Raw genomic sequence first — 14,439 nt, forward strand, 5'->3', positions numbered from 1 at the left:
CGCGGGGGCCGGCGCCGCCGCGGCCCCCGCCCGATGGGACTGGAGGCAGGCCGACGCTCCGCTGCTGTGGCGCTACCATCTGCACTACTGGGACTGGGCATGGGCATTCACCACCGAGGCTGTCCAGGGGCCGGCGATGTTCGCCCGGCTGTATCTGGCCTGGCGGACCTCCGTGGCCCTGGGCGATCCGGTTGCCTGGTCGCCCTACGTCGTGTCGCTCCGGGCCTGGACGCTGTGTGCCTTGTGGCCCCGGCTCGCGCGGGGAACGCCCGCCGAGATGGCGGTCCTCGCCGACCTCGGCGTCTGCCGGTCCTTCCTGCGCACTCATCTAGAGACCGACGTCGGCGGGAACCACCTGCTGAAGAACTACAAGGCGCTGATCGGGCTGGCGGTCGCCGATGACGACGCCCGCGGCCGCCGACGATGGGTCGACGCGCTGCTGCGCGAGCTCGATCGGCAGGTCCTCAGCGACGGTGGACACTACGAGCGCTCCCCCACCTATCACTGTCAGGTGCTGGCCGACCTCGACGACGTCGCCGGGCTGCTCACCGCGGCGGGCCACGTGGTGCCCGGCGCCCTGCTCGACACGGCCGGCAGGATGCGGGCCTGGCTGACGGCCGTACTCGGACCGGACGGCGTGGTTCCCACGCTCAACGACGGGTTCGCGGTGCCCGCCGAGGCCCTGCGGCTGCTTCTCCCGGCTCCGGTAAGACCGACGCCGATCGCCGTCCAGGGTCCGGGTCCCGTTCCGATCCCGGCACCGCGCCTGGCCGAGATGCCCACCTCGACGTCGCAGTCGACTGTGGGGACCGTGCCCCGTCCGCGGACGCCCGCATCTGACCGGGCCGACGGCCTTCTGCTGGTCGACAGCGGTCTCGCCGTGCTGACGGCTGGACCGTGGCATCTGCTCGCCGACGTGGGCCTGCCCTGTCCCGAGGACCTTCCGGCCCACGCCCACGCCGACACCCTCGCGTTTCTGCTCTGGCACGACGGCCGGCCGCTCCTGGTGGATACCGGGACCTCGACCTACGCCCCCGGACCGGATCGGGACGCCGAACGCGGTACCGCCGCCCACTCGACCGTCATCGTCGATCACGCCGACTCGACCGAGGTCTGGGGCGCGTTCCGGGCGGGCCGCCGGGCCCGTCCCACTCTTGTCACGATGTGCCACCACGAAAACGTGGCGACGTTGGCCGCCGGCCATGACGGCTACCGCCACCTTCCCGGGCGACCCGTGCACTGGCGGACGTGGCGACTCGACCCGAGTGGGTTGTCCGTCGACGATCGGATCACCGGGGAGGGCCGCCACCACGTCGAGGTGCTGTTCCACTTCGCCCCCGGGGTGTCCGTCACCGCTGCGGCGGCCGATACCAGGCGAACCAGTACCACCTCGATCGGGACCACCTCGATCGGGACCAGCCGGAACGCGGCCACCCGGAGCGGGGCCACGGATGCGCTCACGGTGACCACCTCCCAGGGGCGGCTGGTCCTGCGGGCCGGCGGACCGGGGCGGTGGGTGGTGCGCTCCACCCACCGGGCGGTCGGATGGAGCCGTACGGTGCCGGCGTACACCGCCGCGTACGTGATCGATGCCGAGCTGCCTGTCGCGGTACGCACCACGGTCGTCCACGAGGTCCGCTCCGGCGGCACGCGCTCCGGCAACCTGCGCTCCGGCGACACGGAATCGTCGCCCGCCCGCCTCTGACGCACACCCGGACCTGACCCGCCCCGGTCGCACCGCATTACCACGAAACCGGACAAACTGCCCGACAGGAGAACACCGTGCCGACCCTGTCCGTCCTACGCCCTCTCGCGGAACGGCTCACCCACCATCTGGTGGTGGCCCGCCGCCTGCCGCCTCCCTTCCAGGCGACGCGCATCTACGTCTCTTCCGAGGCGGGTCTGAAGTATCTGCGCCCCAGTCTCGCCGCCGTCGATCCGGTCCTGACCGACCTGGTCGGCGAGGTCGTGCGCCCCGGCCACGTGGTCTGGGACATCGGCGCGAACGTGGGACTGTTCGCCTTCGCCGCCGCGTCCGCCGCGACGTCGTCCGGCACAGTCGTCGCGGTCGAGCCCGACACCTGGCTGGTCGGGATGTTGCGCCGGTCGCAGACACGGTCACCACGCCACGGCGGATCATCGGCCACCGATGGCCGCGCCACGGTGAAGATCCTGCCCGCCGCGGTCGGCGCGGCCCCGGGGATCAGCACGTTCCACATCGCGAGTCGCAACCGCGCGACCAGCCATCTGGACGGATTCGGCAGCAGCCAGACCGGCGGCACCCGCGCGGCACAGCTCGTGCCGACCTTCACTCTGGACGGCCTGCTCACCCATTTCCCGGCACCGGACGTCGTGAAAATCGACGTGGAGGGGGCCGAGCACGCGGTCCTCAGCGGTGGGCGCAGGCTTCTGGGCGACATCCGCCCGACCGTTATCTGCGAGGTCACCGGACGCAATGCCGAGGCCGTCGGCGACCTGCTGCGCGGGCACGGGTACCGCATCGTCGACGCGGAGGTTCCGCCGCCGGCCCGGCGGCCCCTGATGGCGGCACCCTGGTCCACGTTGGCCGTGCCAGACGTCCCGCCCTCCACCCCGCGACCCACGTCCGGGCAAGTTCCCGAGTCCCTGGTGCGCGCATGAGGACCACGGCGGTCATCGTCCACTGGGGGCCGACCGGGCCGACGATGGATCTGGCCGCGCAGCTGGCGGCGATGCCTCAGATCAGCGAGGTCGTCGTGGTGGCGAACGACCTGCGAGGACGACCCGACGGCCTCGGGGAGGAGACGGCCTGGCTCGTCCCCCCCGGCAACCTCGGTTTCGGCGGCGGCTTCCGGCACGCGTGTGACGCCTGTCCGGCCACCGACTGCTATCTCCTGCTCAACAATGACGTCCAGCTCGTGCCGGCCACCGTCGATGCCTGTCTGGAACTACTGTCCCGCCCGGGCGTGGGCATCGTCGGACCCACTCTGGTCAACGCCGACGGTCTGCATCCGGGCTTCGCCGGGCTCACCCGCGTCTTCACCGTGCCGCGCGCCCGCCGGACCCCCACGGACCACGCCGATGACGTGCCGTGGGTCACCGGCGCGATCACCTTTGTCAAGGCCGAGTGTCATCGGCAGGTGCCGATGGCCGTTCGGTACTTCCTGTACTACGAGGACGTGGATCTCTGCCACCGCGCTCGGGCGGCCGGGTGGCGTGTCCTCGTCAGTCCGGCCCAGGCCTGGCACACCGGTGGGGGGACGGTACCCGGCAACGGCTACACCTACTACACGGTGCGCAACCGGCTGTGGTTCGCCCGCATCCACGGCCGCCCGCGGCAGGTGGCACTGGTGACCGCCTGGTTGCTCCTGGCAGTGCTGCCCCGGGTCGCCGTGTCCGAGCTGGTGCGCCGGCGCGGAATCGTCCGCGTCCACTGCGGCCTGCGCGGCGTCGTGGACGGTCTCGCCCGCATCCCCGACATCGACCAGACCCTGCCCGGGGAACCCCGGGCGTCCCGGTGGAGTACATGGACACGCGAGGCCCGCTCCGTCCCGCGTCCTCGCCCGGCCCAGGACCGGCCGATCGGTCCGTCGGACCCCGCGGGGGGAGCCGACCGGCGGGAGAAGGCGGCCGGCACGGGGGAGCTCACCCGTCCCGGCTGAGCGTGACCACCACTCCGTGGCGGTCGACCACCTGGAAGCCCAGTCCACGCGCGGCGTCGAGCAGGTCCGCCGCGGTGACGGGCCGTCCCTCGAAGGTCGTGTCGTGCATCTCGAACACCGCTCGACGGCACCGGTCCAGCGCGCCCGGATCCCCCAGCAGGAACGACGCCTCCGCACCCTCGATGTCGCTGACGAGGTCGAACTCCGCGATCATCTTGCGTACCAGCAGGTCCCGAAGCGTGGCCGCCGGAATGGTGACGCTCCGCCGTGACGCGTCGTCCCACAACCGGGAACCGAGGTTGTTCCCGACGAGGGCGAACGCCACCGGACCCACGGCCTGCGTGATCGCCCTGTTCTCCACGTCCAGGGTGATGTGCCCGGCGTACGCGGCCAGGCGTCGCGTGAGGCCCTCGATGAGGTGGGGATTGGCCTCCACGCACACCAGCCGCGAGCCGGGTGCCAGCCGCGAGGCGATATGCGCGCTGGTGATGCCCAGGCTCGCACCGAGTTCCACGACGGTGCCCGAGGTCGTGAGATGACGGCGGATCATCCGGATCTCGGCCCCTTCGTACAGCCGCCAGAACAGCGCCGCCCGCGCCTGCGGGGTGAAGTCGCGGTCAGCCACGTCGAAACGCAGCCCGTGGTTGGGGACCCGGTTGCGGGTGGCCGCCGCGATGACCGTTCCCACCGCCGGGGACGTCAGGGCACCGGCGATCGAGATCTTGGTTCGGTAAAGAACATCACTGGCGTCCATAAGCAAGATTTTTTCCCTTCGTTGCGGGCCGGGCGCCACCGTAGGCGAAGCGTGCCGTCAGGAACAGCACGGCCAGCTGGATGGGCAACGCCGCGAGGAGGTCCCCCACGCTGCTCTCGGAGTTGACCAGTTGGAGGAAGAGCGGAACGAAGATCACGATGTAGCGTAGATCCTTCATCGGGTCCCACGCCTCGTCGATCAGTCGGAAACCGGCGCCCAGTAGTGCCATGCCGACCAGCAGGGGAAGCAAGCCCCCGTGCAGATAGAGGTCGGCCTGGGGGGAGACAGCGGCCGCGGAGTAGATCCGGGCGTTCCCCGAGAGGTACTGCTGTTTGAACTCGTAGCCGGTGGCCCTGATCGGTTTGTCGGGCCAGACCGCCCGGGGCACGGCGGTCAGGACGGGAGCCAGGAACAGCTCGTTGATGTCCCGGTAGGGAACGATGTCGGGAGACAGCTGGACGACGATGGCCAGACTGTCGATGCCTCGCATCCGCGAGGTCAGGTACTCCAACGGTGACTCCCCGGGGCCTTCCCCCGCGGGGGCGTCCCCGGACAGCGTCCGGCCCAGCACGGTCGGCGCCATGGACACCGCCGACCGAGCGTCCATGGTGTGGCTCTGGCCGCGTACCTGGGCCCGGTAGGAGGCGTTGTAGGGAATCAGCACGAGGACGAAGATGGCGGCGGCCGCGACGATCCACCGCATCGGAAGCCGGCCGCGGGCGACGGAGAACGCGATCAGCACTCCCCACACGCTGGTCGCGAACACCCCCTTCATCCCGCTGGCGACAGCGAAGAGGATCTCGACGGACAGCAGGGCGACGAAGGTCCGCCGACGCCCCCCGCCCCCGTCTTCCCTGCCCCGGGCCAGATCGACGGCGGCGATGAGCAGGGCGGACATCCCGAGGCCGCCGAGCAGGGTGAGCGGCTGGGCGTAGGCACTCGCCTCGGAGACCTTCTGGGACGCGTCGCCCAGGTAGGCATACTGGCCCAGGAGAATCTGCAGGACCCGGGCCGCCACCGAGATCCCGCACAGGATCCACAGCACGCTCCGGTCGCGCAGCCGGGTACCGGTCCCGGGCGCCGCCGCGGTGGCAAACCGGGTGGCCGCGCGCGTCACCAGCCGGCCCGGGCCGAGCAGGTATCCGCAGGTCCACAGCGGCAGGGCGAGGCTCGCCAGGGCGAGTGCCCGCAGCACGCCGTCGAGATGGATCTGCGGGGTGTCCAGCTGGGGGGTGTGCCAGACCAGTGACACCAGCCCGAACGACATCCCGGTCCACAGCAGGTACCAGGGGCCGAGACGGAACAACCCCAGCCCGTAACCACGCCCCGCTCGCGCACCGACCAGGAGCAGCGCGGCGAGGCATTCGAACGTGAACGCCACCGAGCGCAGGACCACCCGGTCGGGCTCGGACGGCAGCCGGAGCGCCTCGACGAACCACGGCACCACGCCGACCATCACGATCATCAGCCACAGCAGCGGCGGACGGCGGACGGGGTGGGCAACCCTCCCACCCGGCACGGCCGGGGCGATCACCACGGCGCACCCGAGGGGATCGGCGAGGCGTCGCCGGCAGGCGTGCCTGAGTGGCGCCGCGGACATCCCGCGAGCGGGCAGGCGGCCCGGGACGTCCGCCAGCAGAGAGTTCGCCAGCAGAGAAGATCAGGCATGCCCGAACCTCACGCCGTCCGGTCGCGGGGCAGCGGCGTACGCCGCAGGGTGACGGCGACCTGTTCGAAACGCTCCCAGCCGTCGTGGAGCGCGAGCACGTTCGGCGAGAAGACGCCCTGCCCGGTCAGCCCGCGCCGGCTCAGATTGAGGATCCGGTAGCCGGCGGCGGCCAGCAGCGAGACCAGCTCACCGGGATTCTCCCCGGCAGCCCGCCGATCCCCTTCGCCGCGGTGGCTGTTCTCGCCGGAACGGTCTCCGCCGCGACGGGCGGGGCGGGGCGGCATCGCCAGCAGGAGGGCCGGCCGATGCGCCCGTAGGAGCTCACCGGCGCCGCGCAGCACGTCGAGGCTCTCGGCCTCACCACCGATCCTGACCAGGGCGGGTGGTCGGTGCCGCGCGGCGTGGGCATCGAGGGTGATGGGCGTCGCGCCCGGGATGGGCGCGACGCCCACCGCGGCACTGGCACCCACCGCGGCAGTGGACAGGTGGACACTCGAGAGCCGGTTGCGCTCGACCAGTGCCGCGAGCGTCGCCCCGGTGCGCGGTGCTTCCTCGAAGGCATGCACCTCGCCGGCAGCCCCCACTACCCCGGCCGCCCACAGGGTGTAGATCCCGAGGCCAGCAGCGACGTCATAGCAACAGTCACCGGGGCGCAGAACCGCGTCGAACACCGGCGCGAGCGCTGGTGGCCGATAGCGGGGACCGCTGTAGGCGTTCGCAGGGTCCTGCATCCATCGGGTCGGCCAGCCACGACCGCGCAGGCTGGGAAGGCCCGCGGCCAGACGTCCCGCCAGCTGCCAGCGCAGCGGACCGGCACGATGCCCGGAGATCGCCGCGAGGTTTCCAGAGCCATCCTGAGTCACATACTTAAAGTAGTCGACGTCTTACAAAGAGCAATGGACTGAGGTCACGAATCCGTCGCGTCGTCCTCGCCCACCTTGACCGCCAGCCCCGGTTCACCAGTCCGCACGGTGAACCCGTCGCGGTCACCGCCAAGCACGTCCGAGCCTGCCGGCGGCTCCTGACGGGGCACCAGCCACGGGGACCGCCGCCGCTCGACACGTCCGTGGAACCAGGCCACGGTGCGGGCAAGCCCGTCCCGTACGTCCACCAGGGGCCGCCATCCAAGCGCCTCCCGCGCCAGCGTGATGTCGGGGCAGCGCACGGTGGGGTCGTCCTGCGGTCGCGGAACGAAGGTGATCGGGACGTCAGCCCCGCATACCTCCACGACGAGCCGCGCCGCATCAATGATCGTCATCTCCTGGGGACTGCCGAGATTCACCGGACCGGGAAGGTCGCTGTCCAGCATGCGCACGACCCCCTCCACCAGATCGTCGACGTAGCACAGCGACCGGGTCTGGCGACCCTCGCCCGCAACGGTGACGGCTTGGCCACGCAGGGCCTGCGCAATGAAGGTCGGGATGGCACGCCCGTCGTCGGCGCGCATCCTCGGCCCATAGGTGTTGAAGATCCGGATAATCCCGGTGGACGTGCCGTGGGTGGCGCGGTGGGCGGTGGTCAACGCCTCGGCGAAGCGCTTGGCCTCGTCGTACATGCTCCTCGGACCGATCGGATTGACGTGGCCCCAGTACTCCTCCGGCTGGGGGTGGACCCGGGGGTCGCCATAGACCTCCGAGGTGGAGGCCAGAAGGAACCGGGCGTTCTTGCGATATGCCAGATCCAGCAGGTTCGCGGTACCCGACGCACCGACCGACAGGGTCTCCAGGGGCAGGGCCCGATAGTCCACCGGGGACGCGGGGGATGCGAAGTTCAGCACGGCGTCGACCGGGCCAGTGACGTCGATCGGCTCGGTCACGTCCCGCCGCAGCAGGCGGAACCCGCCATACCCCCGAAGATGGTCGATGTTGTCCGGCCGGCCGGTGAGGAAGTTGTCGACGCAGATCACCTCGGCACCCCGAGCCAGCAGGCGGTCACAGAGATGGCTTCCGAGGAAGCCGGCCCCACCGGCGACGACGACCCGCCTGGTCACTCCAACCACCACCTGTGAGTAAGGAAAGCCGGGCCATGGGCGTCACGTACCGCTATCGGTCGACAACGACACTGCGCACCCCTCGGACAGCCCCCCTTCTATCACTGACAGTGATAGAAGGGGGGCGACCGCGGCGGGGAACCCGCGTGTCTCCACCCGATGACGCCGCAACCGCCACCCACCGCCACTCAGGCCCCACCGCCACTCAGGCCCCACCGCCACTCAGGCCCCACCGGCACCCGGGCCCCGCCAGCCGGCACCCACCACCCGGCACCCGCGATCCGCGGCCCACGACCCACGACACGCATCTACAGACAGTTGCTCTGTTAATACTTTGAGTGACAGGGTCGGATCGATTCGTACTGGCGCACGGCCCACCCGGTCCGATCAGCGGTCATTGCGAGGAGGAACAGCCGGCTCATGACCTCCGTCCCCAGGTCGACGACGGTGGCAGTCGTCGTATCACACGCGATCCAGCATTTCGCGCCGCTGTACCGGGCGTTGACCGAACACGAGGTGGATCTTCGGGTGCTCTTCCTGTCCCGATCGGGCCTGGAACGCTACTTCGACGCGGATTTCGGCCTCGACGTGCAGTGGAAATCGGACGTCGTAACCGGTTATCACCACGAGTTCATCGCGGACCTGCCGCTGCGCCCTGGCTGGCGGCAGCCCGACGTCACCCGGCAGATGGTTACCCGGACCTGGGCGGCCCTGGACCGACTGCGCCCCGCATGCGTGCTCGTCTACGGATACCGGTACGCCCATTCCCTCGCGGCGCTCGCCTGGTGCCGGCGACGAGGCGTACCCGCCCTCATGATCAGCGACAGCGAGCTCCTCGGCCAGCGAACCCCAGCCGTCCGCGCCGTCAAACGGCTCACGCTGCCCCACCTGATGCGTTCAGTGAATGCATTCCTCACGATCGGCGACAACAACGAGGCGTACCTGGCCCACTATGGAGTCCCCGCCACCCGCATGTTCCGCACGCCGTATCCCACCGATGAGACGGCGCTGCGGGCCGTACTGGCGCATCGGGACAAGCATCGAACGGCGATCCGCGCCGAGCTGGGCATCGCCCCGGACGCCCTTGTCGCCTTGTTCGCCGGAAAGATGATCTCTCGGAAGCGCCCCTTCGACATCGCGGACGCGCTGCGCATCCTCACCCGCGCGCCCCGGGGTCCGGTCGACCGGGAAATCATCGTGATCATGGCTGGGGACGGAGTGCTGCGCGCCGCTCTCGATGCGGTGGCCGCCGAGCTCGGCGGCGCGTTGCGGATGGTCGGATTCGCCGACCAGGAACGGCTCCCCCGCCTGTACGCGGCCAGCGACCTCTACCTACACCCCGCCGAGCGGGATCCGCATCCGCTGGCGGTCAAGGAGGCGGTGCTCTGCGGCCTGCCGGTGGTGGTCAGCGACCGGGTGGGCTCCACCGGCCCGACCGACGACGTCCGTCCCGGCCGCAACGGCCGGGTTCACCCGGTCGGCGATGTGGATGCGCTCGCACGGATCCTCGGGGAGCTGCGCGCGCGCCCCGACGTCCTGGCCAGGATGGCCCAGGAGTCGGAGAAGGTGATCGGCGACATCGAGCTCGCCGCGTCCGTGGACGGCTTCCTGCGCGCCGTTGCCCATGTGCGCGGCACCGCTCGGCGCGGATGACCAGAGCCGTCAGCCGCCGGGCCGTCATGACCGGCCCGCTCACGAGCCGGCTTCCCCGCTCCACCGTCGCCGTGCTCGCCGGCAACGCGGGCACGCTGGTCGTCGGGACCGCGACCGGAGTCCTGGCCGCCCGCACTCTGGGGCCGGTGGCCCGCGGCGAGTTCGTCGCGCTGCAGACCTGGGCGGGCATGCTCGCGATGGTGTTCGCCCTGGGTGTCGCCCAAACGCTGGTCACCGATGACGGTGAGGACCGCGCGCTGCTCGGCCCGCTGCTCACCCAGACCGTCGCGTCGGCGCTGCTCGCCGCGGTGCTGTTCACCGTGGTGCCGATGCTGATCACTGTGGGCCCGGGCCGTTCGGGCGGCACGGGAGCCGGGCGGGGACCCGCCTGGGACGCCGTCGCCGTGCTGGGCGCGACCTGCTTCACCGCCGCGGCCGTGGCCGCCTCCAACGCCGCCGGGCTCGCGCAGCGCCGCGGTCGGATGACCGGCGAGTTCCAGCTCGTCCGGCTGCTACCGGCGGCGGCGACGCTGGCCGCGTTCGCCGCGCTCGCCGGCAGGGGAGTCCGCGATCCAGGCCTGTGGATGCTGACCCTCGGCGTGACGGCCCTGCTACCCCCACTCGGGTACCACGTGGCGGTGCTCGGCGGCCTTCCCGCCCTCGCGCGGCCGGGACGCCTGCTGCCCCGGCGCCGTTTCATGCGGTCCGCCCTGGGGGCCTACGGCACCGTCGTCGGGGCCCAACTCATCTACAAGCTGGACATGCTGCTCGTCGCCACCTTCCTGGCCGCCGAGCAGGTGGCCTTCTACGCCGTCGCCGTCGCCGTCGCCGGCGCCGGCACGACCGTCTGCCAGGCGACCGGCATGGTGATGTTCAGCCGGCTCCGCACCCTGGTCGATCCCCGGCAGCGGGCCCGGATGGTGCGCCGCGCGGTCATCGCCACCGTCGCCCTCGCCGCCGCGGTGGCGGGCGCGATCGCCCTCGTCACACCGACGGCCATCCGCATCGTCTACGGCACGCGGTTCACCCCCGCTGCCCCGGCCGCCCAGGTCCTCGTGCTGGCGACCATCCCGCAGTCCGTCGACTACCTGCTCACCCATGTGCTGCTCGGGTTCCGTGCCGCCCGCACGGTGCTTGCCATCCAGGTCCCGGTCGCGCTGTCGACCGTGCTCGGCCTCGCGGCGGCGCTGCACGACGGCCGCCTGCCGATCGTGGCCGCGGTGTCGGGGATCACCTACACCGCCTCGGCCGTGTCGCTGCACCTGGCCAGTACCCGCCTGCTCGCCCGCGCGGCAGGCGCCTCACCCGACAGCGTCCCCCTGGACGGCATCTCACCCAACAGCGAACGGAGCCCGACGGCCCACGGCCCCATCCCCTTTCCGCGCTCACCCCTCTCACAAGGAGCCACGATGACCACGACGCCGACCGTCGCCCCGCACGACCCGACCGTCGCCCGTCACGACCTTTCCGATACCTCGGTGCGGTATCTCGATCTGCTTCGCACGACGCTGACCTGCTCTCTCTGGGATGGTCGGGACGGCGGTGCGTGGGAGCCGCGCACCGGCGCGAAGAGGATGCTGGTACGAGCCTTCCGCAGCCAGGGAATGGAAATCGTCAGGAGGAGCGCACCGGGCGCCCGGACCGACGGCCGGGACTGGCCACGGCTGGCGCTCACGATGACCGGCGACCGCCGGATGCGCAACCTCCAGGAGTGCGCCGAACGAGTCATCGTCGACGGCGTCCCAGGCGACCTCATCGAGACCGGGGTGTGGCGGGGCGGCGCGTGCATCCTCATGCGCGGGGTGCTCGCCGCCTACGGCGTCCCCGACCGCACGGTCTGGGTCGCCGACTCGTTCGCCGGCCTGCCCGCGCCCAATCCGGGGCGCTACGCCGCCGACACCGGCGACCGCCACCACGAGTACGCGGAGCTGTCGGTGTCCCTCGAGCAGGTGCGGGACAACTTCCGCCGCTACGGCCTGCTCGACGATCAGGTCCGTTTCCTGCGCGGCTGGTTCCGGGACACCCTGCCCACCGCGCCCATCGAGCGCCTCGCGGTCCTGCGCCTCGACGGCGACATGTACGAGAGCACCACCGACGCGCTGACGGCGCTCTACCCGAAGCTCTCCGACGGCGGCTTCTGCATCGTCGACGACTATGGAACCGTTCCCGGCTGCCGGGCGGCGGTCGAGGACTACCGGGCCGCCCACGGGGTGACCGAGCCGATCATCGAAGTCGACTGGACCTGCGTCTACTGGCGCCGGAGCGAGCCCTCGCGGTCGCGCTGAGCTGGTCCGCGCCCCGCCGACCCCGGCGGAGAGAGGAGGAAAGGGATGGCGGAGGAAGGGATGGCAGTGCGGCGACGACCGTGGGCAGTACTGATGGTGTGTACCGGAAACGTCTGCCGCTCGCCCCTGGCCGAGCATCTCGCCGCCGCCCGGTTCAGCGCCGCGCTGGACCAGATCAGCCTCGGCGCGGCCGGCGCGCGGGCATCCGGTGGGACCGGGGGTAACGAGCCCTCATCCGAGGGACGGCATCCACCCAGCCCCGCCGGGGACCTTCTGGTGAGCAGCGCGGGAGTATGCGCCCGGGCAGGTGAGGCGATGTACCCCCAGGCCGCGGCAATCCTGACATCGCGGGGGCTCGACCCGTCCGGCTTCCGGGCAAGGTTGCTGACACCGGACCTGGTCCAGGCCAGCGATCTGGTGCTGTGCGCGACCCGCGCACACCGCTCGACGGTGGTGGGCCTTGTGCCACGGGCCATGCGCCGTACCTTCACCCTGCGCGAGTTCGGACGGTTGACCTCCGAAGTCCGCCCCGCCGACATCCCCCCGGGCGGGACACGGGTGGCCGGGGAGTATCTCGCCGCCACGGCCCGGCGGATCCGGGCCGCCGGCCACGTGCTACCGGCTGCCCTCGACGACCTGGCCGACCCCCTCGACGGCGGTCGGGACGCGTTCGAGAACTGCGCGCGAATGATCGAAGAGACGCTGTCACGGCCGATGGCCCTGCTGGCGGAGGCGTGTCACGAACGACTGGCGGCCACGCCTACGGACCCCGCAGACCCCGCAGGCCTCGCGGATGTCCCGGTCGACCGGACCCCGGCACCGGGATGAACATCCTGATCGGGAACCGGTGGCTGGCCGGCTTCCTCGACGAGACCCCCCTGCCCGGCCACTGCCGGATCCGCCCGGACATCTGGGTGACGCTGTTCCCCGTGGACGGTCAGTTCTTCGTCAGGGCGGGCAGCGGCCGGGCCCTCGCCGCCTACACCCGCGAGTTCGGCATCCGCGCGGTCGCCCGCAAAACGGCCAGCCGGCTGCGGGAACGCGACCGCAACCAGCGTTACTTCGGCGTGGGCCTGGGCACCCTGATCGAGGCGGTCCCACCCGTCGGCGGGGCGGCTTCGCCGACGGGAACGACCGTCGCCTTCGTCGCCCCCTGCCACCCGGCGTGCATGGAACGCGTCGTCCTGCATCAGGACCTCGTCCGCCCGGTGGGGCCGGGCGGCCCCACCGGCGCTCCCGCCGACCCACTCGGCTTCGTCAGCCCCGATCCGCCACCACCGCGATCCGCGGTCGTCTACCGGGCCCGGCCGGCGACCGCGTTCCCGGCCGTGGACGACACGCTCATCGGCTGGTCCCCGATGTCGGGAGCACCGGTGGGCCCCGGCGCCGTCGACCGTCTCGCCGCCTGGCTCGCAACCGAGTGGACCGGGGCCCGCCCCGGGGATCGTCCACTCGCCGGGGTCAGCCCGATCACGGAGAGCACCCGGCGCTATGGCCCGCCATCCGCGTCCGGACGACCCACCGCTGTCCTGTTCGGGTTGGGACACTATGCCAAGACGCAGATCGTCCCGCACGTCCGTGATCACCTCGACCTCGTCGGTGTGCATGAGATCGACCCCGTCCAGCTGGGCACCCGGCGACCGGACCGATGTTCCTGGGACACCGCGGCGCTGCTCCGGGACGGGGAGCGGGCCGACGTCGTCCTCATCGCGGGCTACCACCACACGCACGCGCCGCTGGCCCGGGATGCGCTGCGGCTCGGCTCGGTCGCCGTCGTCGAGAAGCCCGTTGTCACCACGGAGGAGGATCTCGACCGGCTGGTGAAACTCCTTCACGCCGGCGGGCGCCTGTTCGCCTGCTTCCAGCGACGCCACAGCCCGATGAACGCCTGGCTGCGCTCCGACCTGCGCCTGGCCGACGGCAACGAGCCGCTGATCTACAGTGCCGTGGTGTACGAGGAACCGCTTCCCCGCCGGCACTGGTACCGCTGGCCGTCCTCACGCACCCGGCTGGTCAGTAACGGCTGCCACTGGATCGACCACTTCCTCTGGCTCAACGACTTCGCGCCGGTCCGCCGGAGCACGGTGGCCCGCTCCCGCACGGACACCTTCACGGTGTACGTCGAGCTGGAGAACGACGCGGTCCTCTCGCTCGTGCTGACCAGTGCCGGGGGCAGCCGGCACGGTCTGCGGGAACAGTCCCAGCTGCGCGCGAACGGCGTGACGGCCACCATCGTCGACGGTTCGCAGTACACCGCGGAGGCCGGGTCCCACATCCTGCGGCGGCGGCGAGTCAACCGGCTCGACAGCTACCCGGCCATGTACCGCGACATCTGCGCGGGCATCGTGGCCGGCGCCCCGGGCGAGGACGCACGGCAGATCGCCGCCGTCGCCGCGCTCACGCTACGGCTGGACGCCGCAGCCTGCCGGGATGGGCCCGAACCCTGA

Annotated in this window: 11 protein-coding genes; 7 read left to right on the forward strand and 4 right to left on the reverse strand. The window is 71.5% G+C overall.

Going from position 1 to position 14,439, the window contains the following annotated elements:
• The 3 genes from AC08OO_RS03195 to AC08OO_RS03205 all read left to right on the forward strand — a co-directional run.
• Nucleotides 1-1,705: heparinase II/III domain-containing protein (locus tag AC08OO_RS03195; protein WP_476618222.1), on the forward strand; the 1,705-nt coding region annotated here is incomplete at its 5' end.
• A 77-nt stretch (nucleotides 1,706-1,782) separates the two neighbouring features.
• A complete protein-coding gene (locus AC08OO_RS03200) occupies nucleotides 1,783-2,640 on the forward strand; it encodes an FkbM family methyltransferase (RefSeq protein ID WP_476607860.1) in 858 nt (285 codons plus the stop codon).
• Complete coding sequence (locus AC08OO_RS03205; RefSeq protein WP_476608982.1) at nucleotides 2,637-3,641, forward strand: glycosyltransferase family 2 protein; 1,005 nt, start codon at nucleotides 2,637-2,639, stop codon at nucleotides 3,639-3,641. Before AC08OO_RS03200 ends, AC08OO_RS03205 begins: the two co-directional genes overlap by 4 nt.
• On the opposite strand, the gene AC08OO_RS03210 is transcribed toward AC08OO_RS03205, so the two are convergent.
• From AC08OO_RS03210 to AC08OO_RS03225, 4 genes are all read right to left on the reverse strand, one after another.
• Entirely contained in the window at nucleotides 3,625-4,395 is a 771-nt protein-coding gene (locus AC08OO_RS03210) for an FkbM family methyltransferase (protein WP_476608981.1), read from the reverse strand. The two genes, AC08OO_RS03205 and AC08OO_RS03210, sit on opposite strands and share 17 nt — an antisense overlap.
• Nucleotides 4,382-5,932 carry a hypothetical protein gene (locus AC08OO_RS03215; RefSeq protein ID WP_476608980.1) on the reverse strand — a complete coding sequence of 517 codons (1,551 nt, stop codon included), beginning with the start codon at nucleotides 5,930-5,932 and terminating at the stop codon, nucleotides 4,382-4,384. Before AC08OO_RS03215 ends, AC08OO_RS03210 begins: the two co-directional genes overlap by 14 nt.
• Nucleotides 5,933-6,072: 140 nt before the next feature.
• Nucleotides 6,073-6,927 (reverse strand): class I SAM-dependent methyltransferase, encoded by an 855-nt coding sequence (locus tag AC08OO_RS03220; RefSeq protein WP_476608979.1) that lies wholly within the window; start codon nucleotides 6,925-6,927, stop codon nucleotides 6,073-6,075.
• A gap of 44 nt (nucleotides 6,928-6,971) precedes the next feature.
• Entirely contained in the window at nucleotides 6,972-8,054 is a 1,083-nt protein-coding gene (locus AC08OO_RS03225) for a UDP-glucuronic acid decarboxylase family protein (RefSeq protein ID WP_476608978.1), read from the reverse strand.
• 420 nt (nucleotides 8,055-8,474) lie between these two features.
• Between AC08OO_RS03225 and AC08OO_RS03230 the strand changes: the two genes are divergently transcribed.
• The 4 genes from AC08OO_RS03230 to AC08OO_RS03245 all read left to right on the forward strand — a co-directional run bounded on the left by AC08OO_RS03230 (nucleotide 8,475) and on the right by AC08OO_RS03245 (nucleotide 14,439).
• Nucleotides 8,475-9,707 carry a glycosyltransferase family 4 protein gene (locus AC08OO_RS03230; protein ID WP_476608977.1) on the forward strand — a complete coding sequence of 411 codons (1,233 nt, stop codon included), beginning with the start codon at nucleotides 8,475-8,477 and terminating at the stop codon, nucleotides 9,705-9,707.
• Between the two features lie 1,409 nt (nucleotides 9,708-11,116).
• On the forward strand, nucleotides 11,117-11,992 hold the full coding sequence (locus AC08OO_RS03235; RefSeq protein ID WP_476608987.1) for a TylF/MycF family methyltransferase: 876 nt from the start codon (nucleotides 11,117-11,119) through the stop codon (nucleotides 11,990-11,992).
• A 45-nt stretch (nucleotides 11,993-12,037) separates the two neighbouring features.
• Nucleotides 12,038-12,820 carry an arsenate reductase/protein-tyrosine-phosphatase family protein gene (locus AC08OO_RS03240; protein WP_476608976.1) on the forward strand — a complete coding sequence of 261 codons (783 nt, stop codon included), beginning with the start codon at nucleotides 12,038-12,040 and terminating at the stop codon, nucleotides 12,818-12,820.
• Nucleotides 12,817-14,439, forward strand: coding sequence for a Gfo/Idh/MocA family oxidoreductase (locus AC08OO_RS03245; RefSeq protein WP_476608975.1), 1,623 nt, complete (start codon nucleotides 12,817-12,819; stop codon nucleotides 14,437-14,439). The genes AC08OO_RS03240 and AC08OO_RS03245 overlap by 4 nt, the downstream gene beginning before the upstream one ends.

Source organism: Frankia sp. CeCAU1 (assembly GCF_977971845.1).